14 protein-coding genes are annotated in these 15,219 nt (G+C 61.1%); 6 read left to right on the forward strand and 8 right to left on the reverse strand.

Features of this window, described 5'->3' with window-relative positions; all coding sequences use genetic code 11:
• Positions 1 to 31: 31 nt before the first annotated feature.
• The gene (gene gor / locus FHT92_RS25685; protein ID WP_183830681.1) at positions 32 to 1,417 is read left to right on the forward strand and encodes a glutathione-disulfide reductase; all 1,386 of its coding nucleotides are present in this window, start codon (positions 32 to 34) and stop codon (positions 1,415 to 1,417) included.
• Between the two features lie 27 nt (positions 1,418 to 1,444).
• Here the strand turns inward: gor and FHT92_RS25690 are convergent, their stop codons facing one another.
• Entirely contained in the window at positions 1,445 to 2,788 is a 1,344-nt protein-coding gene (locus FHT92_RS25690; RefSeq protein WP_183830683.1) for a pilus assembly protein TadG-related protein, read from the reverse strand.
• Between the two features lie 259 nt (positions 2,789 to 3,047).
• Here FHT92_RS25690 and FHT92_RS25695 point away from each other — a divergent pair, with 259 nt between their 5' ends.
• Positions 3,048 to 4,424, forward strand: coding sequence for a class II 3-deoxy-7-phosphoheptulonate synthase (locus FHT92_RS25695; protein WP_183830968.1), 1,377 nt, complete (start codon positions 3,048 to 3,050; stop codon positions 4,422 to 4,424).
• Positions 4,425 to 4,750: 326 nt separating this feature from the next.
• On the forward strand, positions 4,751 to 6,025 hold the full coding sequence (gene tyrS / locus FHT92_RS25700; protein ID WP_183830685.1) for a tyrosine--tRNA ligase: 1,275 nt from the start codon (positions 4,751 to 4,753) through the stop codon (positions 6,023 to 6,025).
• Positions 6,026 to 6,075: 50 nt separating this feature from the next.
• Here the strand turns inward: tyrS and FHT92_RS25705 are convergent, their stop codons facing one another.
• Both FHT92_RS25705 and FHT92_RS25710 read right to left on the reverse strand, forming a co-directional pair.
• A complete protein-coding gene (locus tag FHT92_RS25705) occupies positions 6,076 to 6,834 on the reverse strand; it encodes an NUDIX hydrolase (protein WP_183830687.1) in 759 nt (252 codons plus the stop codon).
• Complete coding sequence (locus FHT92_RS25710) at positions 6,831 to 7,313, reverse strand: HIT family protein (RefSeq protein ID WP_183830689.1); 483 nt, start codon at positions 7,311 to 7,313, stop codon at positions 6,831 to 6,833. The genes FHT92_RS25705 and FHT92_RS25710 overlap by 4 nt, the downstream gene beginning before the upstream one ends.
• 129 nt (positions 7,314 to 7,442) lie before the next feature.
• Between FHT92_RS25710 and FHT92_RS25715 the strand changes: the two genes are divergently transcribed.
• A complete protein-coding gene (locus FHT92_RS25715) occupies positions 7,443 to 7,853 on the forward strand; it encodes an NUDIX hydrolase (RefSeq protein ID WP_162729912.1) in 411 nt (136 codons plus the stop codon).
• A 94-nt stretch (positions 7,854 to 7,947) separates the two neighbouring features.
• Here the strand turns inward: FHT92_RS25715 and FHT92_RS25720 are convergent, their stop codons facing one another.
• Positions 7,948 to 8,697: an aminoacyl--tRNA ligase-related protein gene (locus tag FHT92_RS25720; RefSeq protein WP_183830691.1), complete on the reverse strand. Its 750-nt coding sequence runs from the start codon at positions 8,695 to 8,697 to the stop codon at positions 7,948 to 7,950.
• A gap of 467 nt (positions 8,698 to 9,164) precedes the next feature.
• Between FHT92_RS25720 and FHT92_RS25725 the strand changes: the two genes are divergently transcribed.
• Positions 9,165 to 9,560 carry a GFA family protein gene (locus FHT92_RS25725; protein WP_183746698.1) on the forward strand — a complete coding sequence of 132 codons (396 nt, stop codon included), beginning with the start codon at positions 9,165 to 9,167 and terminating at the stop codon, positions 9,558 to 9,560.
• 149 nt (positions 9,561 to 9,709) lie between these two features.
• Here FHT92_RS25725 and FHT92_RS25730 read toward each other — a convergent pair whose 3' ends face one another.
• From FHT92_RS25730 to FHT92_RS25745, 4 genes are all read right to left on the reverse strand, one after another.
• Positions 9,710 to 10,540, reverse strand: coding sequence for an alpha/beta fold hydrolase (locus tag FHT92_RS25730; RefSeq protein WP_183747580.1), 831 nt, complete (start codon positions 10,538 to 10,540; stop codon positions 9,710 to 9,712).
• Between the two features lie 294 nt (positions 10,541 to 10,834).
• Positions 10,835 to 12,073, reverse strand: a complete 1,239-nt coding sequence (locus FHT92_RS25735; RefSeq protein ID WP_183830693.1) for an MFS transporter — start codon at positions 12,071 to 12,073, stop codon at positions 10,835 to 10,837.
• On the reverse strand, positions 12,070 to 12,708 hold the full coding sequence (locus FHT92_RS25740) for an ArsR/SmtB family transcription factor (RefSeq protein ID WP_183830695.1): 639 nt from the start codon (positions 12,706 to 12,708) through the stop codon (positions 12,070 to 12,072). Before FHT92_RS25740 ends, FHT92_RS25735 begins: the two co-directional genes overlap by 4 nt.
• Positions 12,709 to 12,783: 75 nt before the next feature.
• Positions 12,784 to 13,320, reverse strand: a complete 537-nt coding sequence (locus tag FHT92_RS25745; protein WP_183830697.1) for a DUF1003 domain-containing protein — start codon at positions 13,318 to 13,320, stop codon at positions 12,784 to 12,786.
• A 200-nt stretch (positions 13,321 to 13,520) separates the two neighbouring features.
• Here FHT92_RS25745 and FHT92_RS25750 point away from each other — a divergent pair, with 200 nt between their 5' ends.
• The gene (locus FHT92_RS25750; RefSeq protein ID WP_183830969.1) at positions 13,521 to 15,200 is read left to right on the forward strand and encodes an NAD+ synthase; all 1,680 of its coding nucleotides are present in this window, start codon (positions 13,521 to 13,523) and stop codon (positions 15,198 to 15,200) included.
• Positions 15,201 to 15,219 lie beyond the last annotated feature (19 nt).

The raw sequence follows: 15,219 nt of genomic DNA on the forward strand, positions 1-15,219 counted from the left end.
ACCCATCCAGCGATTCCCTCCGGAGATCATCATGCCATCCTTCGACTACGACCTCTTCGTCATCGGCGGCGGTTCGGGGGGCGTGCGCAGTGCGCGCGTTGCGGCCTCGCTCGGCAAGAAGGTGGCGATCGCCGAGGAATATCGCTACGGCGGCACCTGCGTGATCCGCGGCTGCGTGCCGAAGAAGCTCTTCGTCTATGCTTCGCAGTTCCACGAGCACTTCGAGGATGCGGCCGGCTTCGGCTGGACGGTCGGCGAAAGCTCGTTCGACTGGAAAAAGCTTGTGGCCGCCAAGGACGGCGAGATCGCGCGGCTGGAAGGACTCTATAAAAAGGGGCTTGCCGGGGCCAATGCCGAGATACTGGAGACCCGGGCCGAACTCGTCGAAGCGCATACGATCAGGCTGCTGAAGACGGGAAAAACAGTCACTGCCAGGACCATCGTGATTGCGACCGGCGGCAAGCCGAACCCGCATGGCGCGCTGCCCGGCCACGAACTGTGCATTTCCTCCAACGAAGCCTTCCATCTGGAAGAGCTGCCGAAATCGATCCTGATCGCCGGCGGTGGCTACATCGCCGTCGAATTCGCTAATATCTTCCACGGGCTCGGCGTCGAGACGACGCTGATCTATCGCGGTGCCGAAATCCTTTCGCGCTTCGACGAAGACCTGCGTCGCGGCCTGCACGAAGCCATGGTTGCCAAGGGCATCCGCATCCTCTGCCAGGATGTGATGGAGAAGGTGACAAAGGGAGAAAATGGCCTCGTCATCGAGACGATGAAAGGCGAGACGCTCAATGCCGGTGTCGTCATGCTGGCGCTCGGCCGCGATCCGAACACGAAAGGGCTGGGCCTCGAAAAGGCGGGTGTTGCGGTGAACGAGCGCGGCGCCGTCATCGTCGACGATTATTCGCGCACCAATATCGACAACATTTATGCGCTCGGCGATGTCACCGACCGGGTACAGCTGACGCCGGTCGCGATCCACGAGGCCATGTGCTTCATCGAGACCGAGTACAAGAACAATCCGACCAAGCCGGACTACGACCTGATTCCGACCGCCGTCTTCTCACAGCCGGAGATCGGCACGGTGGGTCTGTCAGAGGAAGAGGCGGGCAAGCGTTACCAGGAGCTGGAAGTCTATCGTGCCCAGTTCCGGCCGCTGAAGGCCACATTGTCCGGCCGGGCCGAGAAGATGATCATGAAGCTGATCGTCGATGCCGCAAGCCGCAAGGTCGTCGGCGCCCATATCCTCGGCCACGATGCCGGCGAGATGGCACAGCTTCTCGGCATCACGCTGAAAGCAGGCTGCACGAAAGACGATTTCGACCGCACCATGGCCTTGCACCCGACGGCGGCCGAAGAGCTGGTGACAATGTATGCGCCGAGCTACCGTATCAAGGACGGCGCGCGGGTGTGAGGCCTGCGCGGCCATCAGCTGGTCAGGTCAGCCGGTCAGGCGCGGCGCCCGGACGACCTTGAGGAAAAGGGCGTTCATCGCATCGCTGATGCCATCGGTCGGGCTGACCTCGAAATAGTAGCCGGGGGAGGCGCAAGCTGACATGCGGGTCGGGATCGTGGCCTGGAAGGGTTTGATCCACTTATTGTACCAGTCGTTGGTCAGCAGCGGTAGATAGGTCGTATAAAGCACGGCGATCTTGATGCCCCGGTCCTTGAGCTTTTGGCAGAAGGTGATGTCGATCGGTTCCTGGCAGCGTTGACCCGTAACAGGTTCGGTGCAGGTCGTGGCCTTGTAGCTGTCGCCGACGCCGTCGGAGACGAAGAAGACGATCTTCTGCGCGTCGGCGGAACTCGTTCCCGAACCCACGTAGGTGATTTTGTTGTTGAGCAGGGTGAGGGCGTTGTCGAAGCTCGTCTGGGTGTCGTTATTATAGCCCTGCTGGGGAATGGTCATCAGGTCCAGGACATATTCGCTGTCGCCGGGCTGCGGGTTCAGCGTCTTTTCGGAAACCTTGTTGCCCACCTTGTCGAGATCGCTCGTCAACGACACGACCTCGGTCAGTCCCGCCGCCTCTGCCTTGACGCCGAAGGTGTAGACCGCCATGCGGAACTGATTCTCGGTATCGGCCTTGGCGGTCTTAGTCAGCGCCTGCGTTGCCTGGCGCACCACGTCGATGCGCATGGTGACGCTGTTCTTCTTGGCGAGCGCATAATAGTCCTTACCCTTGTTGGCGCCGCTTTCATGGCAGGCGAAGGCGCATGAGGCGTTCGATTTGTTGCTCGCGGTGAGATTGACCATTTTGGTGACGTCGGCGGGCGTGGCGCCGACGCCCATCGAAGGCGTGTTATCGACCAGGATGTAGAAGTCCATGAAGGAGGCGGTCTGGTATTCCGCCGTCGCCGTGCCGCTGATATCGACACTGTCCTTGCCGAAGATGCGCATGAACGAGGTCGGCACCGTCGCCTTGAACGTCACCTGCGAACGCAGTTTGTTGGCGGTCTTGGTGACGTCTATGCTGGTGTCGACGTTGAGCGCGGCAAGTTCCGGGGACATCTGCCCGAAGAAGATATCGCGCGCCTCGGTCTGGCCGACGCCGACCGTCCCGTCCTGCACCATGCTGGTTGCGGCCGCGGCGGCGCTGGATTTCTGGGAGACGGCGCCGACCGCAGCGGCGTCGGCCGCCGCGTAAAGCTCACTGCGCAGGCTCAAGGCATGGGAAAAATCGATCGCAAGGCCCGCCGCCCCGACCAGCGGCGCCATCAGCAGTGCCGTCATGATACCGAAATTGCCGGACCGGTCCGACAGGAAAGCGGACGAAAGGATACCCATGTCATGCCCCTAGTTTATTAGGGTATTCTGTACATAAGAAATCTAAATTAGCTGGAAAATAGCATGGTATATACCGCCTTAACGCCGGTTCGGCATGATGTTGGAGTGATCGGAATGGCGCTGCGAGCGGCCGACGGAAACTCTCCGAGGGCGCCCCGAGTGCCCTACTAGGCAAGGGGAGGTGAAAGGTTTATAAGCCGCCGGATTATTTAACGGGCAGGCATCCGGGATCAACCGGATGGAGAAGCAGATGAGCGACATGGCACAGAATTGGACCCCGAGCAGCTGGCGGAGCAAACCGATCCAACAGGTTCCGGAATATCCCGACGCGGCTGCGCTGGCGGCGACGGAAGCCGTGCTTTCCACCTATCCGCCGCTCGTTTTTGCCGGTGAAGCCCGTCGCCTGAAGAGCGCGCTCGCCAATGTAGCCGAAGGCAATGCCTTCCTGCTGCAGGGCGGCGATTGCGCCGAAAGCTTCCTGGAACATGGTGCCGACAATATCAGGGACTTCTTCCGCGCGTTCCTGCAGATGGCTGTCGTGTTGACCTATGGCGCCCAGCTTCCGGTCGTGAAGGTCGGCCGCATCGCCGGCCAGTTTGCCAAGCCGCGTTCAGCGCCGATGGAAACGCAGAACGGCGTTTCCTTGCCAAGCTATCGCGGCGATATCGTCAATGGTATCGAATTCACGCCGGAAGCGCGTATCCCCAGCCCGGAGCGCCAGCTCGACGCCTACCGTCAGTCGGCCGCGACGCTGAACCTCTTGCGCGCCTTCGCGATGGGCGGCTATGCCAATCTCGACAATGTGCACAAGTGGATGCTCGGCTTCGTCAAGGACAGCCCGCAGGGCGAGCGTTACCGCAAGCTTGCCGACCGCATCAGCGAAACCATGGATTTCATGAAGGCGATCGGCATCACTTCGGACAACAATCCGAGCCTGCGCGAGACCGATTTCTTCACCAGCCACGAAGCGCTGCTGCTCGGATACGAAGAGGCGCTGACCCGCGTCGATTCCACCTCCGGTGACTGGTACGCGACGTCAGGCCACATGATCTGGATCGGCGACCGCACGCGCCAGCTCGACCATGCGCATGTCGAATATTTCCGCGGCATCAAGAACCCGATCGGCCTGAAATGCGGCCCGTCGCTGCAGCCCGACAACCTGATCGAGCTGATCGATGCGCTGAACCCCGCCAATGAAGCCGGCCGCCTGACGCTGATCTGCCGCTTCGGTCATGACAAGGTGGCCGACAACCTGCCGAAGCTCATCCGTGCCGTCGAGCGCGAGGGCAGGAAGGTCGTCTGGTCCTGCGACCCTATGCATGGCAACACGATCACGCTCAACAGCTACAAGACGCGCCCCTTCGAGCGTATCCTCTCGGAAGTCGAAAGCTTCTTCCAGATCCACCGCGCCGAAGGCACGCATCCGGGCGGCATCCATATCGAAATGACCGGCAAGGACGTGACCGAATGCACCGGCGGCGCCCGCGCTGTGACTGCCGAAGACCTGCAGGATCGCTACCACACCCATTGCGACCCGCGCCTCAACGCCGATCAGGCGCTGGAGCTGGCGTTTTTGCTGGCGGAGCGCATGAAGGGCGGCCGCGACGAGAAGCGGATGGCTGCTGCCAACGCCTGATGCGGGGCGAATAGTGAGTAGTAAGTAGAGAAGCCCGGCTCGTGCCGGGCTTTCTTCTGCCTATGAGGACCCAATTCCTCATCCCTATGCGTATCATACGACCCAGCTTGCCCAAACCCTTGGGAAGAACACGGAGCCCTTGTGGTCAAGGCGCCCGCCATGTATGCAAGCTGCATGACCCATATACCGACCCTTTCCGGCCTGTATTACACGCTGCTCTCATAGAGCGGCGACGGTCATCTATTTGACGTCAAAAACGCCGCACGGTCGGCGGCGTGTGTTTCAGCAAAAGGTCTCCGGCCTGATCGGCCCTCATGGAGACCCTTATGACCATCAATTTTCAGCCTTCCACCAAGCTTCGATCGGAGTTTCTCCGTGTTCTCTCCGAGCGCGGCTTCATCCAGCAATGCACTGATATCGAAGCGCTCGACATCAGACTCAACGCAGGGACCGGCACAGCCTATAACGGCTTCGACCTGACGGCCGACAGCCTGCATGTCGGGCATCTCATCCCCATCATGATGCTGCGCTGGTTTCAGAAGACCGGAAACAGGCCGATCGCGCTGATGGGCGGCGCCACGACGCGGCTCGGCGATCCGAGCTTTCGCGATACGTCGCGGCCATTGCTCAGCGAAGAACAGATCGCCGCCAATCTCGCCGGCATCCGGCGCATCTTCGAGCGGTTCCTGACCTTCGGCGGTGGGCCGACAGACGCGCTCATGGTCAACAATGCCGACTGGCTTGGTAGCCTGAAATACCTGGATTTCCTGCGCGATGTCGGTCCGCATTTCTCCGTCAACCGGATGCTGACGTCCGAGAGCGTGCGCCAGCGGCTGGAGCGAGAGCAGTCGCTCTCGCTGCTCGAATTCAACTACATGGTCATGCAGGGATATGACTTTCACGTGCTTGCCGAGACGCATGGCTGCCTGCTGCAGCTCGGCGGTTCGGACCAATGGGGTAATATTCTCAGCGGCGTCGAGTTCGGGCGGCGTGCCGGCGGGCGAACGCTGTTCGGTTTGACGGCGCCGCTGCTCACGACCGCGTCGGGTGCTAAAATGGGCAAGAGCGCATCGGGCGCGGTCTGGCTGAATGCAGATCGGCTGTCGCCCTACGAATTCTGGCAGTTCTGGCGCAACACCGAGGATGCCGATGTCGGCCGCTTCATGCGGCTCTTCACCGAGCTGCCGCTTGACGAGATTGCGCGGCTTGAAGCTCTGCGCGGCTCCGAGATCAATGTTGCGAAGAAGGTGCTTGCCGACGCGGTGACACAGCTCTGCCATGGCGCTGACGCGGCGACGCAAGCCTCCGAGACCTCTCGCCGCATGTTTGAAGAGGGCGAGGCCGCTGCAGGACTGCCGACGGTGACCATCAAGGGTGATCTGCTGCGCCAGGGCCTGCCGCTGCCGGATGCACTTGTCGCATCAGGGCTTGCAAGGTCGAAAAGCGAGGCGCGGCGGCTGATCATCGGCGGCGGCGTGCGTGTCAACAGCAGCAACGTGTCCGATGAAGCCATGCGGCTTAGCGATACCGACATGGAGGAGGGCGTCATCCGCCTGTCGGTCGGCCGGAAGAAACATGTGCTGTTGCGGCCGGAACCGTAATGCCATCGCGAGTGGGCTGCCTCACACGGCAGGCGGCCCGCTCGCCGATGTCAAAGGGCATGGTGCTGACGGAAATGCCGCTGCAGGAAAGACCGGGCCTTGAGGAAGCTCCATGTCTTGGGCGCGTTGGGCAGGAAACCATCGTCGTTCAAGATATCACTCAGCGGTGACGCGAAGAGTTCGGCCGCCTCGTTGCGGTCTGGTGCATGATGGGCGCCATCGAGGATCGCGGCTGATGTGGAGCGGCTCGATGCCAGGATGAAAAGCTCCGGGTGGCAATGGACGGGATCGTAGGCGAGGCCGATCGCGAAGGCGGTGGAGCGATCGATATCGGTGACGGCAACCTCCTCGGCAAGTTCGCGGGCCGCCTCGTCGAAGAGATCGACTTCTTCGCTGGCACCCGGTTCCGCATAACCGCCGATCAGATAAAGGGCACCTGGATTCTGCTCCGCAGTCAGGCTCCGCTTGGTGACGATCACCTGCTGGTCCGCGGTAACAAGGATAATGGTGAGCCCAAGCGGATCGGAGCGCTCGGCGTCAGGGTGCTCCGCGGCAAAGCCGGCATGGCGGGTGACGACATAGGCGGAGAAGCTCGTGCTTTGGGCCATGATGGTCAATCCGCCATTCTCGGTGCGATGCTCGGCCAAGCGCAGGAGCTGCCCGTCGAAGGCCGTTGGGTGTCTTTCGAGAAAGCGATCCCAGCCGGCCCGCCGCAGCGCCTCGACCGGCTCGGAGAGCCGGAAGGTTCCGGCGCAGCGGCAATGAATATGATCGACTGATATTGTGAATGCCTGGTCTGCGAATGTCATGCGCGCAATGTCTTTCTCAGCAATTCGATCGTCTCGGTAACGGATGGCCCCTTTATCGGTGGCGGCTCGGCCCGCTCGCAGAATTCGCGCCAGATGAAGAAGGTCAGCTCGGCCCCATCGGTCGGCGTTTCGCCCGGGCCGTCGGCAAAAGTCTGCAGCAGACGGTAGCGCTCATCCTGCCAGAAGAGGTCTTCCACCCAGCCGTAGATCGGGATGATGTGGAAGTGGATGGGAAAGCCGGGCGTGTGGCCGTAGCGGCCAATATAGACGCGCTTTGCGCCGAGCACCTTACCGAGGGCATGCTGAGCTTTTGCCAATAACGGGCCGAGCTCGCACAAGGCTTCAGCCGACAGGTCTGCGAGATCGTTGGTGAAGCTTCGCGAGCTGACCATGAGATAGCCGGGCAGGGCGGAATTGATGCGATGGTTCACCAGCCAGCCGGATGTATCGGACACATGGAACTGTGCAGGAATTTCCAAGGATGCCTTCCTCTCTTGCGTGGGCATGCGCGCAGATTCGTAAATTGGCTGACGATGACGTGCTTCGGCAAGGGCCGTGACTTTCGCTTCTTGTCGGGGCAAATTGCGGACGCACCGAGAGGGAATGTCTTGACTGAAATTGCATGCGCCATTTTCTGGCGGGAAGGCCGGGTTCTGCTGGTCCGACGTGCAGGGCACAAAGAGCGCTTTCCTGATTGCTGGGATCTGGTCGGCGGCCATGTTGAAGCCGGCGAGAGCCCCGCGGCGGCAATGGTTCGCGAGGCAAAAGAGGAAGTTGGCCTGACCCCATCCCGATTTCGAAAGCTCGCCGAGCAGCCCGAGGAAGACACGATCTATCATCTCTTCCTCGTGAGCGAATGGCAGGGTGGAGAACCTGTATTGCTTGGAGATGAGCATACGGCGGCGCAGTGGGCCACGCCCGTTCAGGCCGAGGCGCTAGACGATTTGGGCCACCCACAATGGTGTTCGATCTTCCACGAGATTCAAGAACAGTCTCTTGCCGGTGATATGCGTGGCTAATCGAAGTCAATTGCCTGAGACCGGACAATACATATAGACATATCTATATTTAAAGTGCGGGCCGGATTCCTGAATAAACGCGGCCCGCAATGTCTTACAGGCTCGTCGCAAGATCCCAGTTGTAGACGCAGCGATCAAGGCCGATGGCGATTTCCAGCACGAGAACATCCTGTTCCACAGCTGGCCCCTTCTTCGGCTGCGTCCTGTAGCGCTCGGGAAAATCCGTGCGGCGCGAGATCGAGCAGACTTCCATCCACTTGTCGCCGTTATTCACCTCGACATCTTCAGTCGTCTGCGAATAAGCCGGCAGTCGGTCCGAGGGCACGATACGGGTTGGGAAGGGTATGATTGCGGCGATCATGCGGCGCACGGGCTCGAGCGAGACGGCATGATAGTCGTTGCCGCTGTCGGCCGTGTAGGCGCACTGGAATTCCAGCTGCCAGAACTCCTTCAGGCGCATGTGCTTGATCGGCTGTTCCTGTTCGCGCCGGTAGGACCGGCCAGCCTGCCAGACGCAGAGGGGTAGACGCGTTCTCGAATGATTGCCGAGAATGTGCTGCATGTAGACATAGGTCGAGGGCGTCGTTTCCGGCCTCAGCACCAGCGGTGCTTCGGTCTCGGTCAGTTGCTCCTGCGCCCAGATATCGGCATTGGTATAGGCGTCCGAAATGAGGGGCCGCGGCGTCAGCGCCGGCGCCTCGACCCGTCTGATATCCCAGGCCGGGTTGACCGATCGGAGGAAGCTTCGCACTTCTTCGGAAAAGAAACGGACCATATGGTCGCGCATGTTGATTTCGCGCTCTTCCCAGTGGACGAGCGAATTGACATTGAAAAGATTGAGCACGGTGCCTGTCTCCCTGGCAGCCCTGAGATAATGGTGGGGGCTTTACGTCCAGCAATTCGCCGGACGCATCACAGGCATCCGGACGTTACCGCTGGACGCGGAGACCTCGTCCGCCAAAAGCGCGCAGAACGGCAACCTGCAGGCAGGTGCGGTTCAAACGGGAGATGTGCGCGCTGTCGGAGTTCATGGCAACTTCGTACTTGCGGGTCTGGCGCTTGTCAAATCGGCTTTCGGCGTTGCGGCCAATAGTCAATCCGTGCAGCATCTGGCGCCGCACGGATGAGGGCTGGAAGATCGCGTTCCATCAGGGCACACCGATAAGCTAAGCCGACACGGGCACAGCATCGATGCCGGCATTGGCGGATGGTGCGCAAAGCATCAGCTTTCCTGAAGCCTTTGATCAGCGCTTTCGATTTGACCGCCGGGTGTACGGACGTCACTCTCCGAATAGTTCAGGGGGAACGGAAATGAGCGAATATCATGCGGGTGGGTGCCTGTGCGGTGCGGTGCGGTTCGTAGCGCGGGAGAAACCCGATGTCGTGGTCGGCTGCCATTGCTCACAGTGCCGGCGGCAGACGGGGCTTTATTATGCTGCGGCCGACGTACCGGTTTCGGCCGTTACGATTGCCGGCGAGGAAAAGCTGCGCTGGTATCAGTCGAGCGATGAGGCCAGGCGCGGTTTCTGCTCGCAGTGCGGCTCGGCGCTGTTCTGGCAGGGGCTTGGCCGCCCGGTCATTTCCATCATGGCCGGCGCTTTCGACGAACCGAACGGGCTCAGCTTCGGCTACCATATCTTCTGTGCCGACAAGGGCAATTTCTACGAGATCGCCGATGGCCTTCCGCAACATGCGGGCCGCGCTTAAGCTTTGACGAAGGCAAGCAGCATGCGGCCGGCGTTCTTCCGGCGCGGTATGCTCAAGGCCGAAAATGACGTGGCCAACAGGTAGGCTCTACCCCCACAAACAAAAGGCGCGCCGCAAGGACGCGCCTTCGCAAGTCTTCGAGAGAAAACTCAGCCCTGGATGAAGGCCAGCAGGTCGGGGTTGATGACCTCGGGATGCGTGGTGCACATGCCGTGCGGGAAGCCGGGATAAGTCTTCAGCGTGCCGTTCTTGAGCAGCTTGGCGGACAGCGGCGCGGAGTCGGCATAGGGAACGATCTGGTCGTCGTCGCCGTGCATGACGAGAACCGGCACGGTGATCTTCGTGAGATCATCGGTAAAGTCGGTTTCCGAGAAGGCCTTGATGCAATCGTAATGGGCCTTTGCGCCGCCCATCATGCCCTGACGCCACCAGTTTTCGATCACGCCCTGGCTGACCTTGGCGCCCGGACGGTTGAAGCCGTAGAAGGGACCGGTCGGGATATCGAGGAAAAACTGAGCGCGGTTGGCGATGAGCGCTGCACGAAAGCCATCGAAGACCTCGAGCGGCAGGCCGCCCGGGTTTTTGTCGGACTTGACCATGACAGGCGGTACGGCACCGATGATGACGGCCTTGGCGACACGGCCTTCCTTGGCGCGGGCGACATAGTGGACGACTTCGCCGCCACCTGTGGAATGGCCGATATGGACGGCATTCTTGAGGTCGAGATGATCGGTCAGTGCGGCGACGTCGGCCGCATAGGTGTCCATCTCGTTTCCTTCGAACGTCTGGGTGGAGCGCCCGTGGCCACGGCGGTCATGGGCGATGACGCGGAAACCTTTTTCAAGGAAGAACATCATCTGGTTGTCCCAATCGTCGGCACTGAGCGGCCAGCCGTGATGGAAGACGATCGGCTGGGCATTCTTCGAACCCCAATCCTTGTAGAAAATTTCAGTTCCGTCCGCGGTCTTGATAAAAGGCATGGTCTGGCTCCGATTTTCCGTTGATGTTGAACTGGTTGCGGCAAGCGCGGCTCTGGGTACGGTGAAAGCCGCGACCGCGGCACCTCCCGCCAGAAGGACATCCCGCCGCGTGGCATCCGCCGTCAGTGCAATGCTGCGTTCATTCATGATCCCCTCCATGTGATATGCTCGCCCCTTGCGGGCTTTTCCGCCTTGCCGAGAACAAGCTGACCCATCCCGGCGGCGATAGGAGTTAACGTCGTAAATTGATGCAAAATTATAATGACGGCGATGCGCCATAAGATTGTACGAACCTCATGAACACAATAGGTCATCCGCAAGTTTTTTCCTGTCGAAGCCGCGGAAGCTGCCATGGGCGAATGGGGCCATCGTGGCTGCGAGATAGGCGAGGCCCGTGAGAAGCAATGCGGCGGACGGGCCCCAGGCATCGACCAATGCGCCGCCGACGACCCCGCCGAAGGGGAGGAGCGCCCAGCAGAGCGCGGCATTCAGCGATGTGACGCGGCCTATCAGAGGCTTCGGTGTGCGCTCGAAGAGCACGGCCGAGAGGATGGGATTGAGAAAACCCGAGGCAAAGCCGCCGATGGCGAGGATTGCGAAGATCAGGGTGAGGGGTGAATCCAGGGCAAAGACCAAAAAGCGCGGAAAGCCCGTGAGCAGGAAGGCGACGGCGTAGACGAGAAGACGCGGCATGCGATCGCCGATCAGCGCTGCAATCGCTGCGCCGATCATGGATGCGCCGGAGAAGACGGCAAACAAGCTGCCGAGCAAGGCGGGGCCATGTCCTGAATCCTGGGTCCAGACAGGCAGCAGGACGGCAAAGTAGGCCTGATCGAGCAGGTTGGTCATCGCAACCATCAACACGATTGCGACGAGCACCGCATCTCGGCGCATGAAGTGCCAGCGTTCCGCCAGCTCTCGACCGTAGGCGGAGACGCCAGCCGCTTCGGCTTTCGGGGCAGGGGGCAAGGTGGGAATGCCGATCGCGGCGACCAGGGCGGCGGAAGCGAAGGTGAGGGCGTTGACAGCCAGAGCCTGGCTCGGCCCGACAAGGGCAATCAGCGCGCCGGCGCCGGCCGCTCCTGCGATCGATGCCAGGCGCTCGATGGCGCCGACGACGCCGGTTACGCGCTCCAGAGGCACGGAGGCGAGTTCCGCGATGTCGGGGACCATGGATTGCTTGGCGGCATCCGATGGACCACGCAGCACGCCCATGGCAAAGACGATCGGAAGCAGGATCGGCATGGTGAGCAGGCCGAGAAGATGCAGCAGCGGCACGAGTCCGACCGCGATCACCGAGGCGCTGTCGCAGATGATGGCTATACGCCTGGGGCCGAAGCGATCGATCAAGGGGCCGCCGAGAGCCTTGGCGACGACATAGGGCAGCATCTCCGTCATGGCGACGAGGCCGGTCAGTACGGGACTGCCGGTCGCACTCAAGACCAGCCACGGGATGGCGACACCGGAGAGCCGTGTGCCCGAAATGGAGAGCGTTTCGGCTATCGCGAGCGCGATGAAGGGGCGGCGGCTCACGGCTCGCTCTCGTCCTCGCCATGCGGCAGCCTGCCCGGATAGGGGAAGGCGTGCAGCATGAATGTGAAGGGCACCGTGTCCGGTGGCAATGGTTCGCCGAGGGGCGGCGCTTCGCGCATCGCCTCCATGAGGAGGTCATTCAGCCGCTTCGTCAAGGCTTCGGCCTTTTCCGATGTCAGCGGGATGATGATGTCGCTCGCGGTGCTGGCGTTCCTCCACGCAAGCGGCAGTTCCGCATATTCCTCCACCGCCTTCTGCATCTGACTGACGTGCTGAGAAAGGATCGCCTGTGTGAAGGCAACGTCGACATCGAAAGCCTCGCCCTCAGTTTCCGCCGGTCGCATAGAAGTGACCTCGTGGCAGGCCCTCCACCAACGATCACGGCGGGACGGGCCCGGTGCGTCCTCGACGAAGCCGTACTGGGCAAGCTGGCGCAGATGATAGCTCGTCGCGCCGCTGTTGAGGCCGAGCCGCGTCGCAAGCTGCGTTGCCGTTGCGGGACCGTCGATGCGCAGCATGCCGAGCATGCGCAGACGCACCGGATGGGCGATTGCCTTCAGGGCAGTGACGCTGGGGACGACCTGGCTAACATCGCGGGATGTCGATGACGCCGGCGTACGGACAGGTGTTTTCATTCCGGCAGGCTAGCATTATAAATGAATCTTTGCAAAGATTCCTTTGCGGAATTAGCTGCTGCTGTGCTTCCGGGATCAGGCTTGACCTCGCTCTGTCAGGATGGCGTTCAGGCGGGAGACATCCTCGCGCAACGCAGTCAGTTCCGTCAGCACCCGCATGTCGATCTTCTGGTGCAGCGACAGAACCTCAAGCTCGGCCTTCAGGTTCACCTCGTAATCCTTGGCGGCCTCGAAACGGTCCCGTTCGGCCTGCCGGTTCTGGGACATCATGATGATCGGCGCCTGTATGGCGGCGAGCATGGAAAGGATGAGGTTCAGGAAGACGAAGGGGTAGGGATCGAAGGCCCTGCTTAACAGTATCACCGTGTTGACGATCGTCCACACCGCGAGGAAGGCGAGGAAGGCCAGAATGAAAGACCAGGAGCCGCCGACGCGCGCGATACTATCTGCCAGCCGCTCACCGAAAGAGGCTTCGGCGGAAAAGGCGGCATTGACGTCGGTGGAGATAATCTTGCGCTCATGCGCCTTGGCGAGAACGCGCTTTTCGATGTCGCCCAGTTGTTCGGCTGGCTTACCGAAATGCAGGTGGACGAAATTTGGAAGATTATACATGGCATTGCCCCGAGAATGGATCGAATTGGCGCGCAGTATTCCGCCGTCGCCGCAAATTGCAATGCGTATCGGCGTCGCGCAAGGCAAACTGAGGGATGAGCGCGGGGACCGTCCTGCCTTCATCAAATTTTTGCGGCGGATGGCTACGGCTTTTCAAGCGGCTTATTGCCGTGCACGACGGGGCGGACTAAATGAATGGCATGACACAGGAAAATGCTCTCTCCCACACGTTCAACATCGCCATCGCCCAGCTCAATCCGACAGTGGGCGATATCGCCGGAAATCTTGCCAAGGCGCGCGAGGCGCGCGCCGATGCGGCGCGCCAGGGCGCGCATCTCCTGATGATGACCGAGCTTTTCATCTCCGGTTACCCACCGGAAGATCTGGTTCTGAAGCCGGCCTTCATCCATGCTTGCTGGAAAGCGGTCGAAAGCCTTGCGGCCGACACCGCCGATGGCGGGCCGGGCGTCGTCATCGGCTTCCCGCGCCAGGACGAAACGGGGCGTTACAATTCCATCGCCGTGCTCGATGGCGGCAAGGTCATTGCCATCAGAGACAAGATCGACCTGCCGAACTATGGCGAGTTCGACGAGAAACGCGTCTTCGACCAGGGCGCCATGCCGGGTCCGGTGAATTTCCGCGGCGTGCGCATCGGCATTCCGATCTGCGAAGATATCTGGGGTGATCTCGGTGTGTGTGAGACGCTGGCCGAAAGCGGGGCGGAAATCCTGCTCGTGCCGAACGGTTCGCCCTATTATCGCGGCAAGGTCGATATCCGCCATCAGGTGGTGCTGAAGCAGGTGATCGAGACCGGGCTGCCGATGGTCTATGCTGCCCAGCTCGGCGGCCAGGACGAGCTCGTCTTCGATGGCGCAAGCTTCGCCTTCAATGCCGACAAGTCGCTTGCCTTCCAGCTCAGCCAGTTCGAACCGGCGCTCGCCGTGACGACATGGAAGCGCACAGAGAACGGCTGGCATTGCGGGCAAGGGCCGATGGCGCGCATTCCCGAAAGCGAGGAGGCCGATTATCGCGCCTGCCTGCTCGGCTTCCGCGACTATGTGAACAAAAACGGTTTCAAGAATGTCGTGCTCGGCCTCTCCGGCGGCATCGATTCGGCAATCTGCGCGGCGATCGCCGTCGATGCACTCGGTGAGGAGCGGGTGCGCACGGTCATGCTGCCGTACCACTATACGTCCGAAGACTCGCTGAAGGATGCAGCCGATTGCGCCAGGGCGCTCGGCTGCCGCTACGATATCGTGCCGATCGAAGGGCCGGTGACCGGCTTTTCCTCGGCGCTGTCGAACCTCTTCGAGGGAACGAACAGCGGCATTACCGAAGAAAACCTGCAGAGCCGCGCGCGCGGCACGATCCTCATGGCGATCTCCAACAAGTTCGGCTCGATGGTCGTCACGACCGGCAACAAGTCGGAAATGTCGGTCGGCTACGCGACGCTCTACGGCGACATGAATGGCGGCTTCAACCCGATCAAGGACCTCTACAAAATGCAGGTCTATGCGCTCGCCCGCTGGCGCAACGAGAATGTGCCGCCGGATGCGCTCGGCCCCTCGGGCGTGGTCATTCCCCAGAATATCATCGACAAGGCACCTTCGGCCGAGCTTCGTCCCGACCAGAAGGACCAGGATTCGCTGCCGCCCTATCCTGTCCTCGACGACATTCTCGAATGCCTGGTCGAACGGGAAATGGCGGTCGAGGAGATCGTGGCGCGCGGCCATGATGTCGAGACGGTGCATCGTATAGAGCATCTGCTCTATCTCGCCGAATACAAGCGCCGTCAGTCGGCACCGGGCGTGAAGATCACCAAGAAGAATTTCGGCCGCGACCGGCGCTACCCGATCACCAACCGATTCCGGGATCGCTAGAAACTCATCCGGGAGAGCG

Origin of the sequence: Rhizobium sp. BK377, assembly GCF_014193935.1 — a bacterium.
Lineage (GTDB): Bacteria > Pseudomonadota > Alphaproteobacteria > Rhizobiales > Rhizobiaceae > Rhizobium.

Excerpts from the sequence above, each read along its gene's own strand:
- gor (WP_183830681.1), top strand. The coding sequence starts at position 32 with ATGCCATCCTTCGACTACGACCTCTTCGTCATCGGCGGCGGTTCGGGG.
- FHT92_RS25690 (WP_183830683.1), bottom strand. The coding sequence starts at position 2,788 with ATGGGTATCCTTTCGTCCGCTTTCCTGTCGGACCGGTCCGGCAATTTC.
- FHT92_RS25695 (WP_183830968.1), top strand. The coding sequence starts at position 3,048 with ATGGCACAGAATTGGACCCCGAGCAGCTGGCGGAGCAAACCGATCCAA.
- tyrS (WP_183830685.1), top strand. The coding sequence starts at position 4,751 with ATGACCATCAATTTTCAGCCTTCCACCAAGCTTCGATCGGAGTTTCTC.
- FHT92_RS25705 (WP_183830687.1), bottom strand. The coding sequence starts at position 6,834 with ATGACATTCGCAGACCAGGCATTCACAATATCAGTCGATCATATTCAT.
- FHT92_RS25725 (WP_183746698.1), top strand. The coding sequence starts at position 9,165 with ATGAGCGAATATCATGCGGGTGGGTGCCTGTGCGGTGCGGTGCGGTTC.
- FHT92_RS25730 (WP_183747580.1), bottom strand. The coding sequence starts at position 10,540 with ATGCCTTTTATCAAGACCGCGGACGGAACTGAAATTTTCTACAAGGAT.
- FHT92_RS25740 (WP_183830695.1), bottom strand. The coding sequence starts at position 12,708 with ATGAAAACACCTGTCCGTACGCCGGCGTCATCGACATCCCGCGATGTT.
- FHT92_RS25745 (WP_183830697.1), bottom strand. The coding sequence starts at position 13,320 with ATGTATAATCTTCCAAATTTCGTCCACCTGCATTTCGGTAAGCCAGCC.
- FHT92_RS25750 (WP_183830969.1), top strand. The coding sequence starts at position 13,521 with ATGACACAGGAAAATGCTCTCTCCCACACGTTCAACATCGCCATCGCC.